The sequence below is a fragment of the Cognatiyoonia sp. IB215446 genome (assembly GCF_033963825.1).
GTDB lineage: Bacteria > Pseudomonadota > Alphaproteobacteria > Rhodobacterales > Rhodobacteraceae > Yoonia.
This window is the reverse complement of the sequence record NZ_JAXBMD010000002.1, coordinates 1,184,725-1,209,300: the sequence shown is the minus strand read 5'-3', so window position 1 is coordinate 1,209,300 and position 24,576 is coordinate 1,184,725. Positions and strand designations below refer to the sequence as shown.

Below are 24,576 nucleotides of genomic sequence, written 5' to 3'. Positions count from 1 at the left end.
TCTTGACCTGTCAGCATCTGAACGCTCGCATTATCGCGAGATCGGTTACTCTCTCGTGGTGATGCTGAACGACAAAAGTGACAGGTTCGTCGATGAGGCTGAAAACTACCGAGAGTACACTTACGCACATGTCGGTAAGGCAGTTCTTCGTCAGCTCAGCCACTTCGTTTGTAGATCTTTGCACAATGTTAAGATGTCGATCGAAATGCGGCTTGCGAGATGGCCGGCCGCGCTTTCTTCCAAGGCTGTTCTGGCGGGTCTGATCTGGCGTCCGGAGTCGTATTCGGCAGTATGCCAAGATGCAACCAAACACGGCAAGACGGTGATTTGTGGGAGCGCTACGGTGCTGCCAAACGTTGCGCAGTGCATCAGGATACGTTTACGACTGGCGTACTCAAAGAAACCCGTCAAACATGACAAGCGCTCTCAAAAACAGGTAACCGTTGTCAAAGGTTTTTTCAGTCAGCAATCGCCCCTAGGGCCATTGTCGTTGCGAGTTGTGATATCTTAGGCTGAGATGGCACGTAAGAATATGGAGTTTTGATTGCCATGCCTTCAAACACGCCCCTACCATACAAAACCGCCAAAAACTCGTGATGCGAGTTCAGCAACATGAGCGTGCTACCCAACAAGAGGCGGCCAACTCATTTGAGAATCATTCCCGATTGCCCAGACAGCGGGTGCGTTAACGCTTCCTCAGCTTGGCGGGCAAAACGCGCCAAACCTTGCCTGAGGCCAATCTCAATACTGACTTGCTTGCGGCACTGGTTTCTGTGATGTACCGCTGCCACCAATACTCGCCACGCGGTTGGTGTGATAGAGAGTGCTGACAAGCTGAACAGGTCTCTGATCATAGTCGGCCTTCCCTTTGTCGTTGTACGGCGCGATCTGGCGGTGTGAAGCGTTTTTCGAGCCCAAATTTGACTATTTGTGGTAAGCTGGGGTGAAATTAACCGGCACGTTTGACCATACCAAAAAGGTCGCGCGGGTCGTCAGGGTCAGCGATCAGGTCGAAGTCGATGTAGAAGGGTGTGTCCTTGATTTTTTCATGGACGTAACGCAGGGCGCTGAAATCCTCGATGGCGAAACCGACGCCGTCGAAAAGTGTGATTGCGGCGCCGTTGGTACGTCCTTGCGCGGCGCCCGTGATCACTTCCCAAAGTTCGGTGACCGGGTGGTCTGGGGCCATCTGCTGGATCTCGCCTTCGATGCGGGTCTGCGGGGTGTATTCGGTGAAGACCGCCGAACGGGCCACGATGTCGCGGTGGAGCTCCGTTTTGCCGGGGCAGTCGCCGCCGATGGCGTTGATGTGGACCCCGCTGCCCACCATGTTGTCGGTCAGGATCGTCTGCATGTCTTTGTCAGCGGTTGCTGTGGTGATGATGCCGGCGCCTTCGATGGCATCTTCGGGTGTGGCGCAGGGGATCAGGGTCAGTCCCGCCGCATCAAGGTTCTTTGCGCATTTTTCGGTGGCTGCGGGGTCGATGTCGTAAAGGCGGATCGTGTCGACACCATTGACGGCCTTTTGCGCGATGCACTGGAATTCGGACTGCGCACCATTGCCGATCATCGCCATGACCTTGGCGTCTGGATTGGCGAGGTGCCTGGTGGCGACGGCGGACATGGCGGCGGTGCGCAGGGCGGTCAGCACGGTCATTTCCGAGAAGAGGATTGGGTAGCCGGTATCGACCTCAGAGAGCACGCCGAAGGCGGTGACGGTTTGCAGGCCTTCTTTCGTGTTCTTCGGATGGCCGTTCACGTATTTGAACCCGTAGAGCGTGCCATCAGAGGTGGGCATGAGTTCGATGACGCCGACATCGGAATGGCTGCCGACACGGGGGGTTTTGTCGAACAGCTCCCAGCGGGCGAAGTCCACTTCGATCTCGTGGGCGAGGTCGGCCATGAATTGCTCCATCCCGATATGGTGGACGAGCCGCATCATGTTGTCGACGCTGACAAAGGGCACCATGGCCAGTTCAGAGGCTTTGAGGCTCATAGTTTGCTCCGCGTCGGGCGGTCAAAGACACGGCGGCCCATGAGCGATGCGGTGAGGTCCACCATCAGGTTCGCGGTTTTGCCGCGGTCGTCAAGGAATGGGTTGAGTTCGACAAGGTCAAGCGAGGTGACGAGGCCAGAATCCGACAGCATCTCCATCACCAGATGCCCTTCACGGACGGTTGCGCCACCGGGCACGGTCGTGCCAACAGCGGGGGCAATGGACGGGTCGAGGAAATCGACGTCGAGCGAGACATGTAGCATCCCATTCACGTCATCGACCTTTTCGAGGAAAGTCTGCAGCGGCGCGCTGATCCCTTCTTCATCAATGCGGCGCATATCCACGAGCATCACATCGCCGCCTGCAAGAACCTTGCGCTCGGCCTCATCCACGGAGCGCAAGCCGATCATGCAGATATTGGCGGGGTCGACGCGCGCGGGTAGGGGCGGGTAGGCGTCAAAACCGGCGCGGCCGGTGACATAGCCCACAGGTGTGCCGTGCAGGTTGCCGGTATCGGTCGTCTCGGGCGTGTGGATGTCGCTATGGGCATCCAGCCAGAGTGCGAAGAAGGGGCGGTTTTCGCGGGCGGCATGGGCGGCCATGCCTGCAACGCTGCCTGCAGCGAGCGCATGATCGCCGCCCATGAAGATGGGAAGACCCTTTGGGGCAGCATTCAGTGCCGCGTCAATCAGCGTGTGGGCCCAGCCGACATTCTCGGCCAGGGCATGGACCTTGGGGTTCGGCGGCTCAGGTACATCGACCGGTTTTGGGGTGAGATTGCCGATATCTTCAACCGTGTGGCCAAGGGCGGTGAGGGCTTCAGCGATACCGGCTGTGCGATAGGCGTCGGGGCCCATCAGGCAGCCACGGCGGCGCTTGCCGCAATCGACGGGCGCGCCGATGAGGATGCAGTGTTTTTGTGTCATGGCGCGAGTTTTGCGCAGATTTGCGGGTGGGATAAGCGGCCAAATTGTGCAAAATGGGGTTAGATTATGCGTTTTGAGTAGTACAAATGGACGAATTGGATAGTCGCCTGATTGCGGCGTTGAAGCTGAATGCGCGGGCCGCCTTGTCCGATCTGGCGGCGGAGCTTGGGGTGACCCGCAGCACCGTGCGCACCCGTCTTGATCGGCTGATGGCAAGCGGAGAGATTGCCGGGTTCACGGTGTTGACCCGGTCCGATGTGCGGCCCGACGCGGTGCGCGGATTGATGATGCTGGACATTGCCGGGCGCGCGGCGGAGCGTGCGATGAAGCGTCTCACCACGATCCCGCAGGTGCGTGCGGTGCATTCTACCAATGGCACATGGGACCTGATCGCGGAGATTGGTGCGCAGACGCTGGAAGAGTTCGATCAGGTGCTGTTTGCGATCCGCCGCTTGGAGGGTGTCACGCGGTCCGAGACGAGCCTGCTGTTGTCGACCCGACGCTGAGGCGCCCGGCAATGATCCAGAGGATCATCAGCGCGAGCGAGGCAAGTGCGTTCCAGCTGGCCATAGAGAGCGTCAGAAACTCCCACGAGACCTGATCGCACATGACGATTTGCGGGCCTTCAACCGCCAAAAGGTCGGCCCCGCTGAGCCCCTCAAGACCGCCACCGCCAGAGCAACTGGTCGGGCCTTCCCACCAATCACGCTCCACCCCGGTGTGATAGACGCCGAGACCTGCGGTAGTGGCAGCGGCGACCGCACCAAGAGCGGGCATGACTGGTCCCGGTGTTTTCACCGCAAGAATGCCGATGATGATCGCGGCCACATGGGGCCAGCGTTGCCACAGGCACATCGCGCAAGGCGGATAGCCCAGAAGCTGGAACAGGAAAGCCCCGGCCAGCAGTGCCGCTGATCCGCCAGCGGCAAGGGTGATCATCATAGTGCGGGTCATAAAAGTCCGATCAAGGCAAAGCCGCCAATCAGCAGCACGCAAAACAGGATGAACATAAGCCCCAAACGCTTTTCGATGAAATCACGAATAGGTTCCCCGTATTTCCACAAAAGTGCGGCGACGATGAAGAACCGCAGGGCGCGGGCAAAGATCGAAGAGGCGATGAAGACGGGAAGGGACAGTCCGGTGACGCCGGATGCGATGGTGATCACTTTGAAGGGCAGGAAGGTCACGCCCGCCACAACCACAGCCCACGCGCCATATTCGTTAAAAGTCGCGGACATCTCATCAAAGCTGGCATCCTTGCCGTAGAACTCCAGGATTGGACGTCCGAAGCTCTCCATCATTGCAAATCCGATGTAGTACCCGAAAAGCCCGCCTGCGACCGAGGCGATGGTGGCGACGGTCGCGATCAGAAAGGCGCGGGACGGTTGGGCGATGATCATCGGGATCATCAGCACATCGGGTGGAATTGGGAAGAACGAGGATTCAATGAATGAGATAAAAGCCAGCGCCCACAGCGCATGGGGCGTCTGCGCCAGGGAAATCGTCCAATCATACAGCTGACGCAACATCGCAGGCTGCCCTTTCACCGTGTCCGGCGTCTTAGGCCATGCGGGATATGGGCCGTCAAGCATTTGCACGCATAACCTGACAGGAGTGGCAGAGACGTTGCATGTGCGGCGCGTTTTTCAGCCGCGCAAATGCAATTGGCCAATTGACGCGCCCAAAGTGCCGCTTTAGGAGAGGTGCACTGGCCGATGTGGCGGAATGGTAGACGCAGGGGATTCAAAATCCCCCGATGGCAACATCGTGAGAGTTCGAGTCTCTCCATCGGCACCACCTAATATTGTTTCCATTGGGAAAAATTGGATCAGACTCTGTGATCCACCAAGTTTTCTCCAACTGCTCAACAGACTTTGAGACGTTATCAGTCCGGGCCTAGGGGCAAGTAACTTGACTGTCTCGGCCTATTCCGTACCGTGACGACGTGTTCGCACTGCGGTGATCCGGTGCCCCGTTTTCAAAACAACCCAGCAGTGCGCGGATAGCGAAAACCAATGGCTTTACTGACACGACTTGCCGGAGCCCTCGCATTCGTCGCGATGGCTCAATCGGCGGAAGCGCAAACCCCTCAATCGTCTGTGATGGAGATACCACCGCGTTTCATCGCCAGCGCATATGCTGCGGCTCAAGATGGGTTTGACTCCACGGAGTACATGGACGCCATCAGCAGAACCGACATTGGAGCATTGCGTGAGCTCGTGGCGCCGACGGATTGGCCCAACATATATGACTACGCGACGTTCCGAGGCGAACTTGCTGTTCGACAGCGGATCTACAGATTTTCAGCTAGGAATCCGGATTATGTCGGTATTGATCCGAGCAGAATCGACATGCTTACGCTTTTTGGAAGTCCGAACCTTGCCCTTCAAAGTTGGAGCATGGTTGATGAAGGCAGCGCTTTGGCTGTTTTTGAAAACTCGCTTGTCAAACCAGGGCGGTCGTTGCTCGAAGACGACCTCATGGAGGTTGAGAGAGGACCAACGGGCAACCGCCATGATTTCTTCGTTAGACGAGATAGAAACAACGTGATCGCTGCCCAATCGAGATTTTTCCTAGGCGATCGCTGGCGCGAATTTACGAATGATCCGGACTACACGCATTTTTCTAATGCCTATCTCGCGATGATCGATGCTGCAGAAAAAATGGTTCCGGAGGGTGCGACAATCGTAGAATTGTCGATACGCAGTTGGGGAAACCGCACGCCCTACTTGCTTCGGGCGTCATTTCCGCAGAGTGTTACCGATCCTTTGGACGCATATAGCCAGCCGTTAACGCCGCTGTTTGGCTTTGCGGTCGTCGATTGGCGAACCTCTGAGGCCGACTATGGCGCAACGCTCGCAATCAACCATTTTGATGCATGCGATGCAGCCTCCGAATTCGCCATAGATCTCAATGAGAGATGGGATGCGCGTCCGAGCGATAGCAGCAGACGTTATGGCTACGACCTGACTTGGCAAGAACCTTTCCAGACGCTGGAGCTAATGACTACAGGAGCGAGCTACTGCAGCACCGTGGCTTCGACGACGCTGGAGAGCTACCCGCTTACTACGGAAAGTCATTCTAGGTACTTGCCTGAGAATTTTGTCTACCGAGCAGTGAACAAGCTCCTGTTTGATGAGTTCACACCAAGGGCGGGCAAGCATAGCCTATTTTCGCTGCAGTGGTAGACGGCACGTGCGATGATGAGCAAGGTTTGCAGACAAATGGCGCGTGAAATGCTGTCACTCGGGACGAAATGGAAGTAGTACATCGTTTTCAGACCTCCTATCCATCTGGGTTTTTGACATTTGCAGGTTGCCGGGAGGATCAGGTAGAGGAATTTCAGCGACATGAACTGTATCTAGAGTGCGGCCAACTGAACTAGGAACAACCAACGCAAAAGAGACTTGTTATTGGCGTGCAATCGGACGCTATCCAACAAGCCCGACATGGCGGTTGGATGCGCGCTATCGGCACCAGCACCCTCATAAATCGCCTCATTTACGCTACGTTTTGCAGCGTTAACGACGAAATCCTGCCTTCTTGTAACCATGTTGCAGCATTAGGCTTGCAAAAGTTAACGCGCAGCGGAAAAAGCAAGCAATTCAAGTGAATGATGGCTGCGATTAATTGGGCATTCACGTGGATCTTGTAGGGTCGCCGATGGGCGCCAAAAGTGAATGAGTGATAAGGCCGAACAAGACTGGCCAGGCAGAGCAAGTATTCGATGGCAGGAACCAGCCGCAAATGACAATCCTGACGCTTGATTGGTCGACAATCGACATCGACGGCAGCAATACCGTGTCCGGTTCCGGCGCGAGTATTGACATTGATGTCGCGACTCCCACCAACAATGGGACGGCCTGGGCGTTGGGCACCATCGCAGGTGAGCAGGTTCTGGTCGCCTCGCAGGTGGATGAGCCTGTCACGCTGGATGTCGCTTTTGATGACCCGGTCGAGAATGTGCAGTTTGAGCTTCTGGATGTCGATGCAGGCACCTGGGATGATCAGATCACAGTCATCGCGCTTGATGCCAATGGCGATGCGGTGCCCGTCAGTTTTACCGATCTTGCGTTTCACCACAGCGTCGCCGGAAACACGCTCAGTTCCGATGGCAATGTCTCGCCAGGGATCGAAGGGTCCGGTGCGCCGGACAGCGTGACTGTTACTATTCCTGGGCCGATTGTAAGCCTGCAGGTTATCTACGACAACGGTCCAGACGCGGCGCAATCAGGTGTCGTAGGTGTCGGCGATATCACGTTCAGTACCGTGGAACTCGACGGCTATGTCGAAGGCACCTCTGGCGCTGACACGATCAACACCGGTTATCCGGATGACCCGGATGGTGACCGTATCAATGCCAACGACGCAGTCTTGCCCGGCGAGGGCGGCAACGACGATATCGTCATCGCCGGTGGCGGAGCCGATTTCGTTTCGTCGGGCGGTGGCGCGGATACCATCTTTGGCGGTGAGGGTGCGGATGACCTGCGCGGCGGCAATGGCGCCGACATCATCTATGGCGATGCACCGGACTTCGATGGCCCGCTCGACCTCGATCAGTTGAGCGTGGGCGACGTCGTCGATCAGCAGTTCATTACGGACGGCGTGCGCATCTCCAGCGTAAATCCCGACAACCCGGTGATGATCTTTGATTCCGCCAATCCTACTGGCGGTGATTTCGACCTTTCGGTGCCCGGCGTGGGCAACATTCTGATCCTTTCGGAGGATGGTGACACTTCCGACCCTGACGACAACCTGACTGGCGGAACCTTTGTTTTCGAATTTGCGGGTCCCGCCACCGTCAATAGCCTTGATGTCATTGATACGTCGAGCGGCGGTGAAATCCGCCTTTACGATGAAGACGGCACGCTGATCGCTGAGATTGACCTGCCGGTGGGTGACGACAACACACTGCTGTCACAGGCGATTGACACATCCGGTGTCACACGCATGGAAGTGGAGCTTTTTGGCACCGGCGCGCTGACCAATATCGACTATACGATCGTCAATGACGCGACTGGCAATAATGATGATATCCGGGGTGGGGGTGGGTCCGACACTCTATTCGGGCAGGCGGGTGATGACACGATCCGCGGCGGGTCAGGGAATGACACGATCACTGGCGGCGCGGGTGCCGATACGCTGCTTGGGAATGCGGGTTCTGATACGTTTCTTGGCGGTACCGGTGGGGATGTCGTCACGGGCGGTGAAGATGCCGATGGCACTGATGTCGATATCCTTGACCTGACGGGCGCTGACGTCGACTTCATTACCTATGACCCGCTGGACCCGGAAGCGGGGGTGGTCACCTTCATCGATGGGTCCACAATGACGTTTTCGCAGATCGAGAATGTCATTCCTTGTTTCACGCCGGGGACGATGGTTGCCACGCCAAAAGGCGAACAACCTGTCGAAACGCTTAAGGCGGGCGATCGCGTTTTGACCCGCGATAATGGCATCCAGCACATCACATGGGCGGGCAAGAAAGAGCTGAAACTCGATGATCTGAAGCTCAGCCCCAACCTAATGCCCATCATCATCCGGAAGGGCGCTTTGGGGGACGATCTGCCGGAACGTGACATGATCGTCTCACCCAATCATCGTGTGCTGATCGTGTCGGATATGGCCAAGCTTTATTTTGGAGAAAGTGAAGTGCTGATGACGGCCAAACACATGACAAGGATGGAAGGCGTCGAGGTGATGAACGCACCGCAAGCCACCTACATCCATTTCATGTGCCAAAATCACGAGATTGTTCTGTCGGACGGTGCGTGGACGGAAAGCTTTCAACCTGGTGACTACTCGCTGCAGGGCGTCGATGCAGACCAGCGAAAAGAACTTTTCTTGCTGTTCCCGGAACTTGCCACCAAAGAAGGTTTGCGCAACTACCGCGCCGCGCGGCGCACGGTCAAAAAGAAAGAGTCGCGTCTATTTTTCCGCAAGTGACGCGCGCCAGGCGGCCCATTCCTCTGGCGTATCAAGGTCTAACCGGGCGCGGTCATCTTCAAAACGCACGAGAAAGGTCTGTGCTCGGAGCGGGTTGACCAGTGCCTCACCGCCAGTATCACCGGTCAGTTTTGCAAAATTCGCGCGCAGCGATGCATCAAATATGATGGGATGGCCGGGTTTGCCGGTCGCCGTTGCCCCGCGCCAGATCAGCTGATCGGGCTCATCTTCTCGCGCTTTGAAAACGCGTTCCAGATCCTCTGTTTCCAATGCGACCAGATCGCCTAGAAACATCATGAAAGCCCCGGCTTCCGGCAGTTTTGCAACCGCACCCCGCATCGTGCCTGACATGCCTTCGGTTGCTTCGGGGATCGTCAGCAGCATAACATCCAGATCAGCGATTGCAGCCGCACGGGCATCGCTGGCCGGGGCAAGGGCGACGTAGACCGGATGGCCGGTGCGAAGTGCGCGTTGTGCCTGTAACCGCAAAAGCGGTTCGCCCCGGACCTCTTCCAACAATTTGTCCCCGCCGCGCATCCGGCTGGATGTGCCTGCGGCGAGGATCAGGATCGGGATCACCCGCGCATGGCCGTCATGTCAGGGTCAAAGAGGTGGGTCGTGACACGGGTGGCCTTGTGCCGTTTGCCCATGATCTCAATCTCTGCCACCAGATCGTCGCTGGCGTGTTCACGCGGGACAAGCGCCATGGCGATGGATTTGTCCGCATGGTGCGAATAGCCGCCTGAGGTGCAGAAGCCCGCGACCTGATCATTGATGAAGACCGGTTCATAGGCCACGACATCGGCGTCATCCGCATCAACCTCAAAACTGACCAGCGTGCGGGCAGGGGGATTGACCCGCTCTTCCTCTGCCGCCGCGCGCCCGATGAAATCGGTGTTTTTCTTGAAGCTGATAAAGCGGTCCATGCCGGTCTCAGCCGCAGTGTAATCGGGCGAGAATTCCGACAGCCAGGAGCCAAAGAAGCGATCAAGCCGCAGTGACATCATCGCACGCATCCCGAAAGGCGTGATGCCCATGGGTTGGCCGGCCTCCCACAGTGTCTGCCAGAGTTGGCGTTGATCCATCGGGTCGCAGAAGATCTCGAAGCCCAGATCGCCAGTGTAGCTCACGCGCTGGACGATGCAGGCGACCTGACCGACGGTCATGCGGCGGACATCGAGGAATTTCATGGAGGCGACATCATCCCGCGTGCAGGCGGCCAGGAGGTCGCGCGCCTTGGGTCCCGCGATCTGGAAACCGTTGCGTTTGTCCGAGATGTTTTCGACACGCGCATCATCCGCCGCGTTCTGGAGGAACCAGCGGTGGTGGATTTCCTGCGCGCCATAGCTGGCGGTGAGCTGGAACTCGGTTTCTGAGAGGCAAGAGACGGTGAAATCGCCCCAAAGCCGTCCTTTGGGGGATAGCATTGGGGTCAGCGACATGCGGCCCGGTTGTGGGATGCGGCCTGCCATGATCCGGTCAAGCCAGGCGCGGGCGCCGGAACCGGTCACGCTGAATTTGCCGAAATTCTGGACCTCGTTGATGCCGACCCCAGCGCGGACCGCCTGCACCTCACGCCGCGTGGCGTTCCAGGCGTCGGATCTGCGGAAGGTTGGCGTTTCGTAGGTCGGGTCGCCATCTTTGGCGAAGTAGTTGGGCACTTCCAGCCCGAATTGGTGCCCCCATACAGCACCCAACCCGGTGAAGATGTCATACATCGGCGTCGTGCGATGGGGCCTTGCGGCGGGCAGTTCTTCATTGGGATAGCTGACCGAGAAACGGGTTTGATAGTTCTCGATCACCTTGGGCCGTGTATAGCCGGGCGTGATCCACTTGCCGTAGCGGGCGACGTCGAGTGCTGTCACGTCCCGTTCGCATTCGCCTTCGATCATCCATTGCGCCAGCATGAGCCCGACGCCGCCACCCTGGCTGAACCCGGCCATGACACCGCAGGCCGACCAGTAGTTCTGGACGCCGGGTACAGGGCCGACGAGCGGGTTGCCGTCGGGCGCGAAGGTGAAGGGGCCGTGGATCACGGATTTCACGCCAGCGCTTTCCAGCACGGGGAAGCGGTTATAGGCGAAGGCGATTGAGTCCTCGATCTTGTCGTAGTCATCGGGCAAAAGCTCATGCCCGAAATCCCAAGGTGTCCCGTCGACAGCCCAGGGGCGGCAGGGCTTCTCGTAGAAGCCGATGCACAGGCCGCGCCCCTCTTGTCGAAGATAGCTTTCCCCACCGGGGTCGATCACATGGGGGTGTTCGCTATCGCGGTTGTAGATCTCGGGGATGTCATCGGTGACGAGATACTGATGCTCCATCGGGTGCAGCGGCACATAGATGCCTGCCATCGCCGCCACTTCGCGGGCCCAGAGGCCGCCGGCATTCACCACATGCTCGGCATGGATCGTCCCTTTTTCGGTCACAACATCCCAAGTGCCATCGGGGCGCTGATTGGTCTCGGTCACTTTGCAATGGGTCTCAATCGTCGCGCCGCCCATCCGCGCGGCCTTGGCATAGGCATGCGTGGTTCCGGACGGATCAAGATGGCCATCAAGCGGGTCGTAAAGCGCGCCGACGATACCGTCGAGATTGGTGATCGGTGCCAGTTTCGCAATCTCGTCCGGGCCAAGGATTTCGGTATCAAGGCCCATATAGCGATGCTTGGCCCGCTCAGCGACGAGCATGTCAAACCGGTCCTGATTATCCGCAAGCGTCACACCACCTGAATGGTGCAGGCCGCAGGACATGCCTGTGATCTCTTCGAGCTCTTTATAGAGCTTGATGGTGTAGCCCTGCAAAGCGGCCATATTGGTGTCGCCGTTGAGCGTATGAAAGCCGCCCGCGGCGTGCCAGGTTGAGCCAGATGTCAGCTCCGATCGCTCAACCAGCATGACGTCCGACCAGCCGAGCTTGGTCAGATGATAAAGAACTGAGGCGCCGACAACGCCTCCGCCAATGACGGCAACACGGGTGGTGGTCTGCATGAAATCTACTCCGGCTTCTCACGCGCTAGAATGCCGTGCAGAGACCCTGTTGCACCGCCACCGCGCGACATTTGATGTCGCAAATGCACGCGGCAGCAGATGTCCTTAAGGAATAATCCGGGTGTACTTCGTACCTTCCACCGTTGCGCCCAGCCGCAGCCCGGTTTGTCCAAAGACGACGGCGATCACTGGCGACAGAGATGTCGTTGTGTCGGCCCGTAACATCTCACTTTGGTTATTTGCCGCATATTCGATATCGGCCCCCGCTACCCAGCCGGGCGATTGACGGAACTCAAGCAAGGCTTCCGGCGTCATAAAAAACAGAACATGGCTGAACTGTTGCGCCCCGATCTGCAGGCCCGCGCTGCCGGAGGTGGCAGAGTAATAATCGACCGTCGAAGGCCCGACACGCAATGCGCCGCGCCCATAAGAGCCGCCAAGGCCAAGGCCTACCTCGGTCACCAGCGGCATCACGAGCATGCCAGCCGCGCGGTTCGTTAGATCGCGGGTGCCGGGATACTGCTCGTACATCCCATCCAGAGTGCTGTCGACACGCGCGTCAATTGTCGCGGCCCCGCTGCCGCCAATGCCGTTGCCACATGCCGCAAGTGTCGATGCAGCAAGCGCACCAAGCGCGAAACCGCGCCGTGAGAAATTATTCATAATGTACCGCCTTATAGCCTGTCATGAAGACGTTTGCCGTCTTTTATGTGCCTAGTATATGCCAACAAACAAAGGGTGTCACGCGGAAGGTTGGACCAAATCGCGGGTTGCCCCGTGGAATTTGGAAACGATCGGACAGTACCGTGCTACCTCATCCGCGCTGGGAGATCACCGAGGGTTCAAACTGTGGGATTGCGAGACGGCGATCAATCTTCGCTCAGCGTCATCATTATTGTATCAACGATCTTTTGCCCGCCCTGCGACGAAGGCTCGATTGGCGACATTTCGGAAAAGTCTCCCTCCTCGGTACATGCCAAGTCCAATCGGATCACCGGCACGTTTCGAGCCCTTGCTAGTCGCTGGATTAGCGAATTGAAGGCTCCGATAGCTGATGGCGCATAGTCTCGCATTTCCGGCTCAGTGAAGGGTATGCTCGTGTAAATCGTGCAGGCACTTATCGGAAGACCGCGCGCCGAAACTTCATCAAGCATCCAGCCATAAGCAATTTCAAAATCAGCAAGTGGCGCCGCAATGAGGTCTTGCAGTTTTGCCCCTAGTGCGACCTGGGCAATAAGGTGACGGAATTTCATGAGATCATTGCCGCCAATGCTCACGATTATGTCCGTGACGTGCGTTGGCACTCTTTCAAGCTGGTTGGGAATATCCTCAATACAGTCACCATCGACAGCGACCTTGAAGGCAGACCATGTTGCTGGAATGGATCGACGCAGTTGTTCAATAACCCCCGGTTCGCCGGGAACATAAGCGTCATTATCAAAGATTGAATCACCCATCAGGCAAATATGCTTATCAGTCATTGATTGTTCTCTGCTTTGAACTCGCGGTGTCGCCAGTTATTTGATGATCGAAAACACTTCAGTATTTGTCTTGATAGTGGGCCAAAATATCTTCTTTATGAACCAGACCGAGCGTGATCTTTCCCGATTTGCGTGGTCCGCTGCTAGCCATCTAGTAACTTGGCCATTTCAGGTGCGAAATAAGTAAGGATTCCGTCACAACCCGCGCGTTTGAAGGCGAGCAGGCTTTCCATCATGACCTTTTCGCCATCGAGCCAGCCATTGGCGGCCGCCGCCTGTAGCATCGCGTATTCACCACTGACCTGATAGGCGTAGGTTGGCACACCGAAGGTTTCTTTCACGCGCCTGCAGATATCAAGGTAAGGCATGCCTGGTTTGACCATGATCATATCGGCTCCTTCGTTCAGGTCGCGTTCAACAAGACGCAGCGCCTCGTCCGAATTGCCGGGATCCATCTGGTAGGTTTTCTTGTCTCCGGTCAGAGCGGTGGATGCGCCCACCGCGTCGCGGAACGGCCCATAAAAGGCCGAGGCGTATTTGGCCGTGTAGCTGAGGATCGTGACGTTTTGATGCCCTTCGGCCTCAAGAGAATTGCGGATCGCTCCGATCCTGCCGTCCATCATGTCGGAGGGGCCAAGTATGTCCGCGCCCGCCTCGGCCTGCGCCAGGGCCATTTTGACAAGCGCCGCCACGGTACGGTCGTTTACGATCTCGCCGTCTTCGACAAAACCGTCATGGCCGTTGATATTGTAGGGGTCGAGCGCGATGTCGGTCATCACGGCAATATCGGGGGCGGCATCCTTGATCGCGCGGATCGCCTGATTGCTCAGGTTTTCGGGATCCCAGGCCATTGCACAATCCTCAGTCCGTGCGTCCATTCCCGTGTAAGGGAAGATGCAAATGGCCGGGATGCCGAGGTTCTGCGCCTCAACTGCCGCCTTTGCGACTCGATCTACCGTGCGCCGCACCACACCCGGCATTGATGGCACCGGCGTTTCATCGTCGCGACCTTCCATGACGAAGACCGGCCAAATCAAATCATCCACTGTCAAGGTATGCTGGCGAGACAACGCACGCAGAGCAGGGGTCGCGCGCATCCGCCGCAGGCGTGTTGCAGGGAAGGGAGCCAGGGTCGGTTTCATCTTATCGTCACCTTTTTGCGTCGGCTTCTTGCTGGCATGGATTTTGCAGCATCACAAGTCTGGGCAAGGCAGGTGCGGAACGTTAGTGTCCGCCAAATCCCGAGAACGACACGAGAAACACATTGCCCGTGACAGATTCCATCCTTGCGATCCTGGACCTGCATACTTTCTCCAACATCTGGTACTGGCTGGCGGTGGCGGTCACCTGGGCCGTGGTCAGCCATTGGGTTCTGGGCATCCCCTTTGATCTGATCATTCGCGCGCGACGCTCTATGCCGGGGGCGGTTGATGATCTGCAAACACTCTTCGATTTTCACGTACGCCGCTTCATCATGATTGAGGACATGGCTGGTATTCCGATCATAGCGCTTTCGACATTTGTCCTGACCGGATTGGCGATGACCGGTTTTTATTATGAGGTCGAGATGGCGCAGGGCATCTTCCTGATTGGTTTTCCGCTCACTATCGTCGGTGCGATCTGTCAGCATGCCTGTAGGCGTTACGAGCAGCACCCCCCAGCACCTGAAGATCTCGTGAAGGAACTGTTACGCCTACGCATCATTATTCAGGTCGTCGCCATGATCGCGATCTTTTTCACGGCCATCTACGGGATGTATTACAACCTCTCGGTCCCAGATGATTTCCTGAATGGTTGACACCGGCAGCGCGCATTGTAGGTGAGCGCGCATGTCCCCTACCAACCATATCACCGTCAGCGGCGCGCCCGAGGGCTATGACGCGCAACTGATTCTGCGCGAGCTTGCGAAGGGTGCGCCCGTCCTGCATGTCGCGCGCGATGACAAACGTCTTGCCGCGATGCAGGCCGCTTTACGGTTTTTTGCACCCGACGTCCCGGTATTTGTCTTTCCCGCGTGGGATTGTCTGCCTTATGACCGGGTGTCGCCCAATGCGGACATCTCGGCTGCGCGGATGGCGACGCTCGCTGCTTTGGTGCATGGCATGCCAGAGCATTTTATTCTGCTGACGTCCTTATCGGCAGCAACCCAGCGTGTACCAGAACGGGCGCTGCTGCGCGAAGCTGCCTTTCGCGCCAGGGTCGGCAATCGTATCGACGAGGAAGCGCTGCGCAACTTCCTCGTCCGCATGGGCTTCACCCAAAGCCCCACGGTGATGGAGCCTGGGGATTATGCTGTCCGCGGTGGGATCATCGATATCTTCCCACCCGGCGAAAGCGGGCCGGTCCGGCTGGATCTTTTTGGTGACGTGCTCGACGGCGCGCGGCGGTTTGATCCGGCAACGCAGCGGACGACCGAGAAGCTCTCTGACATTGAGCTGGCGCCGGTATCCGAAGTGGTCCTCGATGAGGCTGCGATCACCCGATTTCGACAGAATTACCGGATCGAGTTTGGCGCGGCGGGCACCGACGATCCGCTTTATGAGGCGGTGAGTGCGGGGCGTAAGCATGCGGGCATCGAACACTGGCTGGGCTTCTTTCAGGACGATCTGGAGACGCTTTTTGACTACCTGCCAAATGCGACGGTGACGCTGGACGATCAGACCGGCCCATCGCGCATTGCGCGGTGGGACAGTATCACCGACCAATACGAAACCCGGATGCATGCGCTGGAACAAAAGGGGCGGATGGATACCGTCTATAAGCCCGCGCCGCCGCAGCTTTTGTATCTGGATGATGATGCCTGGAATGCGGCGGTAGCGGGCCACCGGGTTCTGCAATTTGCACCACTCAAACAGGCGACCGGGCCGGGTGTGACGGATGCTGGTGGCCGGATTGGCCGCGATTTTGCGCCGGAGCGCCAGCAGGAACAGATCAGCCTTTTCAAAAGTTTGGTGGATCATGTGAAAGTGCGGCTGGCCGATGGGCCGGTGGTGATCGCGTCCTATTCGGAAGGTGCGCGGGAGCGGCTGGAAGGGCTGATCGCTGATGAGGGGATCGCGGAGGCGATTGCCGTGCCCGATTTTACCCGCGTCGGCAAACGCGGCTTGCATCTTGCCGTCTGGCCCCTGGATCATGGGTTTGAGGCTCCCGGCCTCACGGTGATTTCCGAGCAGGACGTTCTGGGCGACCGGTTGATCCGGCAGACCAAGCGCAAACGCCGCGCCGAGAATTTCCTGAGCGAGGCCAATAGTTTGGCCCCCGGTGATCTGGTTGTGCACGTCGATCACGGCGTCGGCCGGTTCAAGGGGATGGAGGTTGTGACGGCTCTGGGTGCGGCGCATGAATGCCTGCTCTTGGAATATGCGGAGGACGCGAAGCTCTATCTGCCCGTTGAGAATATCGAGCTTTTGTCGAAGTTTGGGCATGAGACGGGGTTGCTGGACCGGTTGGGCGGTGGGGCCTGGCAGGCGAAGAAGGCGAAGCTGAAGGAGCGGATCCGACAGATCGCCGAAAGGTTGATCCGGGTTGCGGCAGAGCGGGAGTTGCGCACGGCGCCTGCACTCGATCCGCCGGACGGGATGTGGGACCAGTTCCTCGCGCGCTTTCCTTATGCTGAGACAGATGACCAGCTTGCGGCGATTGAGGATGTGCTAACGGATATGGCTGCAGGCAAGCCGATGGACCGGTTGATCTGCGGTGATGTGGGCTTTGGCAAGACCGAAGTGGCCATCCGCGCGGCCTTTGTCGCCGCTTTGTCAGGCGTGCAGGTGGCGATTATCGCGCCAACGACTTTGCTGGCGCGGCAACACTACCAGAATTTCGCGGAGCGATTTCGGGGGTTTCCAGTGAATGTGCGGCCCTTGTCGCGGTTTGTGTCTTCCGGTGAGGCCACGAAAACGCGCGAAGGGCTGGCGAAGGGTGACGTTGATATTGTTGTGGGCACCCATGCGCTGCTCGCGAAGGGCGTGCGGTTCAAGAACCTTGGCCTGTTAGTGATTGATGAGGAACAGAAATTCGGCGTTCAGCACAAGGAACGGCTGAAGCAGCTTCGCACCGATGTGCATGTGCTGACACTGACCGCAACGCCGATTCCGCGCACGCTGCAACTCTCGCTCTCCGGTGTCCGGGACCTGTCGATCATCGGCACGCCGCCCATCGACCGGCTCGCGATCCGCACCTATGTGAGCGAGTTCGACACGATCACTGTGCGCGAAGCGCTCCTGCGTGAACATTATCGCGGCGGGCAGTCCTTCCTTGTCGTGCCCCGCATCGCCGATATGCCGGAGATGGAGGCGTTCCTACGCGATCAGGTGCCGGAGGTGACTTACATCACCGCAACGGGCCAGATGGCGGCGGGGGAACTGGATGACCGGATGAATGCCTTCTATGATGGCAAGTACGATGTTTTGCTGGCCACGACGATTGTGGAAAGTGGCCTCGATATCCCCACCGCGAATACGATGATCGTGTGGCGCGCGGATATGTTCGGCCTCAGCCAGCTTTACCAGATCCGGGGCCGGGTCGGGCGGTCGAAGACGCGCGCTTATGCCTATTTGACGACGAAACCACGCCAGAAACTCACTGATACCGCGCAGAAGCGCCTTCGCGTATTGGGCTCGATCGATACGCTGGGGGCTGGCTTCACGCTTGCCTCCCAAGACCTCGACATTCGTGGTGCGGGGAACCTTTTGGGCGAAGAACAATCGGGGCAGATGCGTGAGGTTGGCTATGAGCTTTACCAGCAGATGCTGGAAGAGCAGATTGCCGCGATCAAATCGGGTGCCGCTGAGGGCATTATCGATGATGGGCAATGGGCGCCGCAGATCAATCTGGGTGTGCCAGTCCTGATCCCCGAAGACTACGTGCCCGATCTGGATGTGCGGCTGGGGCTCTACCGGCGGCTCTCGGAACTGACAACCAAAGTCGAGTTGGAGGGTTTTGCCGCCGAGTTGATCGACCGTTTCGGTAAACTGCCGAAAGAGGTCAACACCTTGATGCTCGTCGTGCGCATCAAGGCGATGTGCAAGCGGGCCGGGATCGCGAAACTGGATGCCGGGCCAAAGGGGGCGACGATCCAGTTCCACAACGACAAATTCGCCTCGCCCAAGGGCCTCGTGGAGTTCATCGAGGCGCAAAAGGGCCTGGCCAAGGTCAAGGACAACAAGATCGTTGTGCGCCGCGACTGGGGCAAGGAACGCGACAAGATCCAGGGCGCGTTCAACATCGCGCGGGACCTGGCCCAGAAATTGGCCGAGGAGAAGAAGGCAAAGGTAGGCTAGGGCGCGTCGCCGGGTCGTCTGATCTGGGATGTCAGCCACCAGGCAAGGCTCGCTGAGATGAGTATGCCAATGGCCATCGGCATCGGTGTGCCGTCAAACATGATGGCAATCGGTGCCGCCAGCAGCACACCGCCGATTGTCGCGACCGCTGCGATGATCGAGGCCGCGAGACCCGCGATATGCCCCATCTCTTCCATCGCGAGGGCGTTGAGGTTGCCGATGGTGAGGCCAGCCTGAAAGAAGTTACCGGTCACCCAGATCACGTAGGTCCCAAAAGCAAGCCAATAAGGGCCGTTTGCGGCGGTGATCACAATCATCAACAAGGTCAGCATGACCTGAACAGCAAACATCGCCTTGATGATTGCCCGCATACCGAGGCGCACAACAATCCGCGCATTCAGCACGCTGGCCGATGCTGAGACAATGGCGATACCGCCAAACCAAAGATGAAAGCGCGCGCCTTGATCAAATGTGATGTCAAAAACCTGCTGGGTGGAAGACAGGACCGTGAACAGCATCCCGAATGTCAGCGTCTGTACGAAGATCGACAGTCGCGCAGTGCGGTGGGCAAACATCTCATAGGTGGCGGCCGTCAACGCGCGGATGCTGAGCGGGCGGCGATTTGCGGGGAGCAGCGTCTCCGGTTGACGGATCATCAGCCAGAGCAGGGTCGCAAAGGAAAACAGTATGAAGGCCGCGAAAATCGCGCGCCATCCGAACCCGAGCATGATGTAGTGCCCAATGGTCGGGGCAAGCGCCGGGATCAGCGCGAAGACCATCATCACGAATGACAGGATGCGCGCCATCTGGGGCCCGCCGTAAAGGTCGCGGATCAGGGCCATCGCCACCACTCTTGGTCCTGCCGCACCCAGACCCTGCACGACGCGCGCAGCCAGCATCACTTCAAGTGTCGATGACGCCCAAGCGACCGCGCAGGCTGCGATGTAGACGATGGCACCACCAACCATCACGGGTTTGCGGCCAAATGCATCTGACAGGGGGCCGGTAAAGAATGTGCCCACGCCCATCCCCAGCACGAAGCTGGTGATGATGAGCTGTGCGTTGTTGAGGTTGTCGGGTGACAGCGCCTCTCCAATTTCGGGCAAGGCGGGCAGCATCGCGTCGATGGAGAACGCCACCGTCGCCGCCAGCATCGCCATCAGGGCAATGAATTCGGTCTGGGGCAGGCGTCTGATCTGTGCTGTTTCGGCGGGGATATCCGTCATTCCGCCGCCGCGATCTGGTCCTTGATCTCGTTGATCACGCCGACCCACATCTCTGGCGGTTGCGCGCCGGGGACGGCATGTTTGCCCGCCACGATGAAAGTCGGCACGGACCCCACACCCATTTTGCGGCTATGGGCATCGCGGGCGCGGATGTCGTTGGTGTCGGCGTCAGAGGCGAGGAGTTTGGCGACCATGGCAGCATCCATCTCGGCCGTGTCAGCAATGTCGGCGAGCACCTCGTGCTCGCCGATATCACGGCCATCGACGAAATAGGCTTTGAAGAGCAGATCGACCACCAGCGATTGGCGCTGCTCAATCCCGGCCCAGTGGATCAGGCGGTGGGCATCGATTGTGTTGGGCGTCTTTTTGATGGCGTCGAAATTGATGTGGGCGCCGGATTTCTCGGCATGTTCAACGACCGGGGCGTAGGCGCGCACGGCGCCTTCCTTGCCGCCGAACTTGCCCTCAAGATACGCTTTGCGGTCCATGCCACCGGCGGGCATGTCGGGGTTCAGCTGGAACGGGTGCCATTCGATGGTGAAGGGGTGATCGGGGATCTCGGCCAGCGCCTTGTCCAGATTGGTCTTGCCGATATAGCACCAGGGGCAGATCGGGTCGGAGATGATATCAAGCTTGACCATGTGCAGTCTCCCATTCCTGACGCAGGACGCGCCTGAGCAGTTTGTTGTTGGCCCCGCGTGGCAGGGCCTCTTTGGCGACGTAGATGCGCGGACATTTGTAACCGGCAAGCTGCCCGCGCATGAAGGCGTCCAACCTGTCCTCGTCTATCACGTCTGACGCCACATAAAAGGCCGCGATGAGCGTGGTATCTGCGCGCAATTGCACAGCGCAGGCTGCGGCTTGGGTGATTGCGGGATGGGCGGTCAGTGCGTCTTCGACCTCCACCGGGCTGACACGGTAACCGCCTGCATTCATCATGTCATCCGCGCGGCCCGCATAGGTGATCGCCCCGTCATCGGCCATGATGCCGATATCGCCCGTCATGAACCAATCGCCCTGAAACCGCGCCGCAGTCTCGTCGGGGGCTTTGTGATAGCCCAGCATCAGGCCGGGATCATCGCGGTGGATGGCAATGGTGCCGGGCGTCCCGCGTGGCACGGGGCCGTCTTCGCCGATCAGCGCCACTTTGCGCCCGTCCTGCGGATAGCCTGTGGCGCCCTTTGGTGCGGGGCGGGCAGGGGCGCCGGAGATGAAGGTGGAGCATTCCGACATCCCGAACGCCTCATAAACCGGTGTGCCGGTCTTTTCGGTCCATTCGGCGGCGAGAACAGAGGCCAGTTTCTCGCCCGCTGACAATCCGTGGCGCAGATGCGGGAGCTCTTGGAAGGGGTGCTTGAGGAGTCGCCGGTAAACACCTGGTGCGGCAGCGAAAAGCGTGGCTTTCTCTGTCGCTAGCAGGTCACTTAAGGCTTCGATCTCGGTGCCTTCGGATGGGATCAGAGCGGTGGCGCCAACCGACCACGGGTCCATCAGGCCGGTGCCGAGCGTATAGGTCCAGTTGAACGCCCCTGCATGGAGCAGGCGATCATCTGCGCGCAGGCCGTACCAGCCGTCCCACATCATCTGGCGCGCCGAGATTGCGCGATGAGCATGCATAACTGCTCTCGGCTGGCCGGATGTCCCGGACGTGAAGACGATATAGGCGGGTCGGTTTGGGTCGCCCATCACGTACTCTGCTGGGGGCAGGTGCCAGAACTGTCGCAACGCCTCTGCGTCTAGCGTTCGGCCCGGAGCAGCGGGCATGTCAGCGGCGCGGATGGTTAGGGTTGGTCCGATCATCGCGCTGATCCGGGCGATTTCTGGTGCCGTCAATTGCGCTGAGACGGGCACAGGGATGATGCCAACGGCTATTGCACCGAGATAGGTAATGGGGAATTCGGGGCGGTTTCCTAGTTGCATCAGGAGGAAATCGCCGGGGCGCAGGCCTTGTTGCAACAGCCCTGTTGCCGTGCCCAAGACGGCTGATTTTATCTGCGTATAAGTGAAGTCTTGCGCGTTTTCGCCGATGATCCGCAATGCCGTCTTTGCACCCAAACGATCCGCGTGCTGTAGTACATAGGTCGCCATATTGAAGGCGGGCGGCGGCGGTGGAAAGGGGGTGGGATCGGTGACGGAAAGCATGGCCCTCCGCTATGCTGCCGGGCGCGAAGTTGCAAGATTGCGAAGGGCCGCGTATGAGGTCGCTCATGGCTGAAAGTGACCCCAAGAACCTGATCCGCATCGCCCACGAGAATGGGAGTAGCGGCGTGGCCCAGCCCATTGATCTGGGCGCACGCGTGCGTGAGTTGCGCAAGGCCCGCGACTGGACGCTGGAACAGGCGGCCCAGCAGGCGGGGCTGGCCCGGTCGACCTTGTCCAAGATCGAAAATGGGCAGATGTCGCCGACCTATGACGCGCTGAAAAAGCTTGCCGTGGGGCTGGAGATTTCGGTGCCACAGCTTTTTACGCCACCCTCGAAGGGGCAGGTGAATGGCCGCATGGCGGTGACGAAATCGGGCGAGGCGACCCAGCAGATCACAACAACCTATGAGCATGACCTGCTGGCAAGTGCGCTGACCGCCAAGAAGATGCTCCCTTATCGCACCCGGGTCCGCGCCCGGACACTCGAGGATTTCGACGGCTGGGTGCGCCATGACGGTGAGGAGTTTCTGTTCGTGCTGACGGGCCGTGTGCGGCTTTATACCGAGTTCTATGAGCCGGTCGAACTGGGCCGTGGTGACAGCGCCTATTACGATGCCGCGATGGGCCACAATGTGGTGTCCATCAGTCAGGAAGACGCGACGATCCTGTGGGTGACGTCGCTGGTTTGAGCATGGGCCAGGGTTTCTTCAGACTGCTGAACTGGAATTTGCCGCTGAGCGCTTCGTTTATTTTTGTTGCGACGTCGAGTGATGCAGAGCGCCTGCATCCCTGTCATCTCTTTAAAACTGGGACAGAGTTTGTCACGCAGACGCTGTATATGCCGCTCGAGGATGTGCGGCATACGTTGACCATCCCCGAGGTTTACTTCGAGGATGCTTTTGATCGGGTCGATGGCTCAGAGCATCGCGCGCAACTTTTTCGGGTCATGATCGACGATTTTACGCCTGTGACACGGCGGGATACGGCGAAACTAATAAAGTCACCTCAGCCCAATTATTTTGATTTCGTTCTGCAAGACGTCATTGCTCTGCCTCATTCTCTTCGCGTCGCGGCAGAAAGCATGGCGACAGGCGACGGGCGCGACATGTCGGCGTACAAGGAAGAAAGGACAGACTTCGGGCTTTTAGCACTGCTACCACGTTCCGGACAAGAACGGTTTAGAGAAGTATTCGTCGCCAGAGAAGAAAGCGGTGAACTTATTGCTGTCTTTAATTGCTCTAACAACCCCACTTTCGTGAACCAAGGTTGTAATCAAAGCTTCCGTTCAAACGGAGTTGACGTGCAAATGACCTATCGGCGGATTCATCTGGATAACTGGCGCGAGCTTCAAGACTCAGTTTCAGATTTCCTTTTCTGCGCTCTCACGCAGTAGCTCAAGTGGTGGCCCCAACTCCCTAAGCACCCTTCGGAAAGAGCCGTGGAAGCACCAGCGTTGCCACCCCGACACCGACAATCTGCATCACGATGAACATCGGGATATGCGCCGGGTTGATGCCGGCAAATGTGTCGCTGAACCCGCGCGCGATGGTGACGGCGGGGTTGGCGAAGCTGGTGGAGGATGTGAACCAATAAGCGCCGGTGATGTAGAGCGCGACGAGGGTCGGGACCGCGTCGGGCTTGTTCTTGATCCCGCCGAAAATCACGAAAAGCAGGCCGAATGTGGCGAGGATTTCGGAGAACCATTGCGCCACGCCAGTGCGATCTGTGGTTGAGGCCTGCAGGAATTGGAGGTCGAACATGATATGGCAGGCCCAGACGCCAAGGATGCCGCCGATGATCTGGACGGGGATATAGGCTGCGGCCTCGCCGGGAGTGATATCTTTGCGGATCAGAAAGGCGAGTGTGACGGCAGGGTTGAAATGCGCGCCGGAGATGGGGCCGAGCGTTGTGATGATGAAATAGAGCGTGCAGCCTGTGGCAATCGCGTTGGCGAGGAGAGCAATGGCGACGTTGCCGCCTGCCAGCGCCTCGCCCATGATGCCCGATCCCACGACACCGATCAGCAGGAATGCGGTCCCAATACCCTCTGCCAGCAGCTTTTGCATCAGGATTGTCCGATCTTGTTCAAAGCGGCCTGCAATTCAGCCTGCGCCATATCTTCGAATGGCAGGGCCAAAAGTGCCTGCGCCCGCGCGCCGAGTAACCGATAGGCCTCGGCAAAAGCTTCTGGTTGATCGTCGGGTGCCGCCGCTGCCGGGTCCTCAACACCCCAATGGGCGCGCACGGGCGCGCCGGGCCAGTAGGGGCATTTTTCCGCCGCAGCAGAACCGCAGACGGTGATCACGGCGTCCATGACGGGTGCATCGGGTTTGGCGTAATCATCCCAGCTTTGTGAGGTCAGGCCATCTGTCGGAAAACCTTCCTTGGTGAGCAACTTGATGGATTGGGGATGCACTTGCCCTGCTGGTTTCGACCCTGCCGACCAAGCCTTGATCCGGCCGTCAGAGCGATGTGTCAGGATCGATTCAAGCAGGATAGAGCGGGCCGAATTGCCGGTACACAAAACAAGGATATTCATCGGGGCCTTCCAGACTTTCAGATCCGCCTAGGCCCGCAATGTAACAAAACGATGACA

General features: G+C 58.4%; 21 protein-coding genes and 1 tRNA gene. 8 read left to right on the top strand and 14 right to left on the bottom strand.

The window, feature by feature from the left end:
• Positions 1 to 949 precede the first annotated feature (949 nt).
• Both SLH49_RS13460 and rocF read right to left on the bottom strand, forming a co-directional pair.
• Entirely contained in the window at positions 950 to 1,996 is a 1,047-nt protein-coding gene (locus tag SLH49_RS13460; protein WP_320269643.1) for an ornithine cyclodeaminase, read from the bottom strand.
• Positions 1,993 to 2,922: an arginase gene (rocF, locus tag SLH49_RS13455; RefSeq protein ID WP_320269642.1), complete on the bottom strand. Its 930-nt coding sequence runs from the start codon at positions 2,920 to 2,922 to the stop codon at positions 1,993 to 1,995. The genes SLH49_RS13460 and rocF overlap by 4 nt, the downstream gene beginning before the upstream one ends.
• An 86-nt stretch (positions 2,923 to 3,008) precedes the next feature.
• Between rocF and SLH49_RS13450 the strand changes: the two genes are divergently transcribed.
• Positions 3,009 to 3,428, top strand: coding sequence for an Lrp/AsnC family transcriptional regulator (locus SLH49_RS13450; RefSeq protein ID WP_320269641.1), 420 nt, complete (start codon positions 3,009 to 3,011; stop codon positions 3,426 to 3,428).
• Here the strand turns inward: SLH49_RS13450 and SLH49_RS13445 are convergent.
• Complete coding sequence (locus tag SLH49_RS13445; RefSeq protein WP_320269640.1) at positions 3,385 to 3,876, bottom strand: disulfide bond formation protein B; 492 nt, start codon at positions 3,874 to 3,876, stop codon at positions 3,385 to 3,387. The two genes, SLH49_RS13450 and SLH49_RS13445, sit on opposite strands and share 44 nt — an antisense overlap.
• A complete protein-coding gene (locus SLH49_RS13440; RefSeq protein WP_320269639.1) occupies positions 3,873 to 4,451 on the bottom strand; it encodes a YqaA family protein in 579 nt (192 codons plus the stop codon). The genes SLH49_RS13445 and SLH49_RS13440 overlap by 4 nt, the downstream gene beginning before the upstream one ends.
• A gap of 182 nt (positions 4,452 to 4,633) precedes the next feature.
• On the opposite strand from SLH49_RS13440, the gene SLH49_RS13435 reads away from it, so the two are divergent.
• The 3 genes from SLH49_RS13435 (at position 4,634) to SLH49_RS13425 (ending at position 8,868) form a co-directional block, all read left to right on the top strand.
• A tRNA-Leu gene (locus SLH49_RS13435) sits at positions 4,634 to 4,719 on the top strand.
• 218 nt (positions 4,720 to 4,937) lie between these two features.
• Positions 4,938 to 6,110, top strand: a complete 1,173-nt coding sequence (locus SLH49_RS13430; protein WP_320269638.1) for a hypothetical protein — start codon at positions 4,938 to 4,940, stop codon at positions 6,108 to 6,110.
• A 559-nt stretch (positions 6,111 to 6,669) separates the two neighbouring features.
• The gene (locus SLH49_RS13425) at positions 6,670 to 8,868 is read left to right on the top strand and encodes a Hint domain-containing protein (protein ID WP_320269637.1); all 2,199 of its coding nucleotides are present in this window, start codon (positions 6,670 to 6,672) and stop codon (positions 8,866 to 8,868) included.
• Here SLH49_RS13425 and SLH49_RS13420 read toward each other — a convergent pair.
• From SLH49_RS13420 to hemB, 5 genes are all read right to left on the bottom strand, one after another.
• The gene (locus tag SLH49_RS13420; protein WP_320269636.1) at positions 8,851 to 9,447 is read right to left on the bottom strand and encodes a nucleotidyltransferase family protein; all 597 of its coding nucleotides are present in this window, start codon (positions 9,445 to 9,447) and stop codon (positions 8,851 to 8,853) included. The genes SLH49_RS13425 and SLH49_RS13420 overlap by 18 nt on opposite strands.
• Entirely contained in the window at positions 9,444 to 11,852 is a 2,409-nt protein-coding gene (locus SLH49_RS13415) for an FAD-dependent oxidoreductase (protein WP_320269635.1), read from the bottom strand. The genes SLH49_RS13420 and SLH49_RS13415 overlap by 4 nt, the downstream gene beginning before the upstream one ends.
• 105 nt (positions 11,853 to 11,957) lie before the next feature.
• On the bottom strand, positions 11,958 to 12,515 hold the full coding sequence (locus SLH49_RS13410; protein ID WP_320269634.1) for a YSC84-related protein: 558 nt from the start codon (positions 12,513 to 12,515) through the stop codon (positions 11,958 to 11,960).
• A gap of 206 nt (positions 12,516 to 12,721) precedes the next feature.
• Positions 12,722 to 13,333, bottom strand: coding sequence for an SGNH/GDSL hydrolase family protein (locus SLH49_RS13405; protein ID WP_320269633.1), 612 nt, complete (start codon positions 13,331 to 13,333; stop codon positions 12,722 to 12,724).
• 143 nt (positions 13,334 to 13,476) lie between these two features.
• The gene (gene hemB / locus SLH49_RS13400) at positions 13,477 to 14,475 is read right to left on the bottom strand and encodes a porphobilinogen synthase (protein WP_320269632.1); all 999 of its coding nucleotides are present in this window, start codon (positions 14,473 to 14,475) and stop codon (positions 13,477 to 13,479) included.
• A 128-nt stretch (positions 14,476 to 14,603) separates the two neighbouring features.
• On the opposite strand from hemB, the gene SLH49_RS13395 reads away from it, so the two are divergent.
• Together SLH49_RS13395 and mfd are read left to right on the top strand one after the other, a co-directional pair.
• Positions 14,604 to 15,131 (top strand): hypothetical protein, encoded by a 528-nt coding sequence (locus tag SLH49_RS13395; RefSeq protein WP_320269631.1) that lies wholly within the window; start codon positions 14,604 to 14,606, stop codon positions 15,129 to 15,131.
• A gap of 31 nt (positions 15,132 to 15,162) precedes the next feature.
• Positions 15,163 to 18,612 carry a transcription-repair coupling factor gene (gene mfd, locus SLH49_RS13390; protein ID WP_320269630.1) on the top strand — a complete coding sequence of 1,150 codons (3,450 nt, stop codon included), beginning with the start codon at positions 15,163 to 15,165 and terminating at the stop codon, positions 18,610 to 18,612.
• Here mfd and SLH49_RS13385 read toward each other — a convergent pair.
• Genes SLH49_RS13385 through SLH49_RS13375 form a run of 3 tightly spaced genes read right to left on the bottom strand, consistent with a single transcriptional unit; the run spans position 18,609 to position 21,980 of the window.
• A complete protein-coding gene (locus SLH49_RS13385) occupies positions 18,609 to 19,838 on the bottom strand; it encodes a multidrug effflux MFS transporter (RefSeq protein ID WP_320269629.1) in 1,230 nt (409 codons plus the stop codon). The two genes, mfd and SLH49_RS13385, sit on opposite strands and share 4 nt — an antisense overlap.
• The gene (locus tag SLH49_RS13380; RefSeq protein WP_320269628.1) at positions 19,835 to 20,479 is read right to left on the bottom strand and encodes a DsbA family oxidoreductase; all 645 of its coding nucleotides are present in this window, start codon (positions 20,477 to 20,479) and stop codon (positions 19,835 to 19,837) included. Before SLH49_RS13380 ends, SLH49_RS13385 begins: the two co-directional genes overlap by 4 nt.
• Positions 20,466 to 21,980 (bottom strand): class I adenylate-forming enzyme family protein, encoded by a 1,515-nt coding sequence (locus tag SLH49_RS13375; RefSeq protein ID WP_320269627.1) that lies wholly within the window; start codon positions 21,978 to 21,980, stop codon positions 20,466 to 20,468. The genes SLH49_RS13380 and SLH49_RS13375 overlap by 14 nt, the downstream gene beginning before the upstream one ends.
• A gap of 65 nt (positions 21,981 to 22,045) precedes the next feature.
• Here SLH49_RS13375 and SLH49_RS13370 point away from each other — a divergent pair, with 65 nt between their 5' ends.
• The gene (locus SLH49_RS13370; protein ID WP_320240327.1) at positions 22,046 to 22,669 is read left to right on the top strand and encodes an XRE family transcriptional regulator; all 624 of its coding nucleotides are present in this window, start codon (positions 22,046 to 22,048) and stop codon (positions 22,667 to 22,669) included.
• On the top strand, positions 22,648 to 23,373 hold the full coding sequence (locus SLH49_RS13365) for a hypothetical protein (RefSeq protein WP_320269626.1): 726 nt from the start codon (positions 22,648 to 22,650) through the stop codon (positions 23,371 to 23,373). Before SLH49_RS13370 ends, SLH49_RS13365 begins: the two co-directional genes overlap by 22 nt.
• A gap of 22 nt (positions 23,374 to 23,395) precedes the next feature.
• On the opposite strand, the gene SLH49_RS13360 is transcribed toward SLH49_RS13365, so the two are convergent.
• Positions 23,396 to 24,046 (bottom strand): aquaporin, encoded by a 651-nt coding sequence (locus tag SLH49_RS13360; RefSeq protein ID WP_413785287.1) that lies wholly within the window; start codon positions 24,044 to 24,046, stop codon positions 23,396 to 23,398.
• Positions 24,046 to 24,519 carry an arsenate reductase ArsC gene (locus tag SLH49_RS13355; protein WP_320269625.1) on the bottom strand — a complete coding sequence of 158 codons (474 nt, stop codon included), beginning with the start codon at positions 24,517 to 24,519 and terminating at the stop codon, positions 24,046 to 24,048. The genes SLH49_RS13360 and SLH49_RS13355 overlap by 1 nt, the downstream gene beginning before the upstream one ends.
• Between the last annotated feature and the right edge of the window lie 57 nt (positions 24,520 to 24,576).

Coding starts and splice junctions, on each gene's coding strand:
- SLH49_RS13450 (WP_320269641.1), top strand. CDS start 3,009: ATGGACGAATTGGATAGTCGCCTGATTGCGGCGTTGAAGCTGAATGCG.
- SLH49_RS13355 (WP_320269625.1), bottom strand. CDS start 24,519: ATGAATATCCTTGTTTTGTGTACCGGCAATTCGGCCCGCTCTATCCTG.
- hemB (WP_320269632.1), bottom strand. CDS start 14,475: ATGAAACCGACCCTGGCTCCCTTCCCTGCAACACGCCTGCGGCGGATG.
- mfd (WP_320269630.1), top strand. CDS start 15,163: ATGTCCCCTACCAACCATATCACCGTCAGCGGCGCGCCCGAGGGCTAT.
- SLH49_RS13375 (WP_320269627.1), bottom strand. CDS start 21,980: ATGCTTTCCGTCACCGATCCCACCCCCTTTCCACCGCCGCCGCCCGCC.
- SLH49_RS13405 (WP_320269633.1), bottom strand. CDS start 13,333: ATGACTGATAAGCATATTTGCCTGATGGGTGATTCAATCTTTGATAAT.
- SLH49_RS13360 (WP_413785287.1), bottom strand. CDS start 24,046: ATGCAAAAGCTGCTGGCAGAGGGTATTGGGACCGCATTCCTGCTGATC.
- SLH49_RS13445 (WP_320269640.1), bottom strand. CDS start 3,876: ATGACCCGCACTATGATGATCACCCTTGCCGCTGGCGGATCAGCGGCA.
- SLH49_RS13460 (WP_320269643.1), bottom strand. CDS start 1,996: ATGAGCCTCAAAGCCTCTGAACTGGCCATGGTGCCCTTTGTCAGCGTC.
- SLH49_RS13410 (WP_320269634.1), bottom strand. CDS start 12,515: ATGAATAATTTCTCACGGCGCGGTTTCGCGCTTGGTGCGCTTGCTGCA.
- SLH49_RS13440 (WP_320269639.1), bottom strand. CDS start 4,451: ATGTTGCGTCAGCTGTATGATTGGACGATTTCCCTGGCGCAGACGCCC.
- SLH49_RS13415 (WP_320269635.1), bottom strand. CDS start 11,852: ATGCAGACCACCACCCGTGTTGCCGTCATTGGCGGAGGCGTTGTCGGC.
- rocF (WP_320269642.1), bottom strand. CDS start 2,922: ATGACACAAAAACACTGCATCCTCATCGGCGCGCCCGTCGATTGCGGC.
- SLH49_RS13425 (WP_320269637.1), top strand. CDS start 6,670: ATGACAATCCTGACGCTTGATTGGTCGACAATCGACATCGACGGCAGC.
- SLH49_RS13430 (WP_320269638.1), top strand. CDS start 4,938: ATGGCTTTACTGACACGACTTGCCGGAGCCCTCGCATTCGTCGCGATG.
- SLH49_RS13380 (WP_320269628.1), bottom strand. CDS start 20,479: ATGGTCAAGCTTGATATCATCTCCGACCCGATCTGCCCCTGGTGCTAT.
- SLH49_RS13385 (WP_320269629.1), bottom strand. CDS start 19,838: ATGACGGATATCCCCGCCGAAACAGCACAGATCAGACGCCTGCCCCAG.
- SLH49_RS13370 (WP_320240327.1), top strand. CDS start 22,046: ATGGCTGAAAGTGACCCCAAGAACCTGATCCGCATCGCCCACGAGAAT.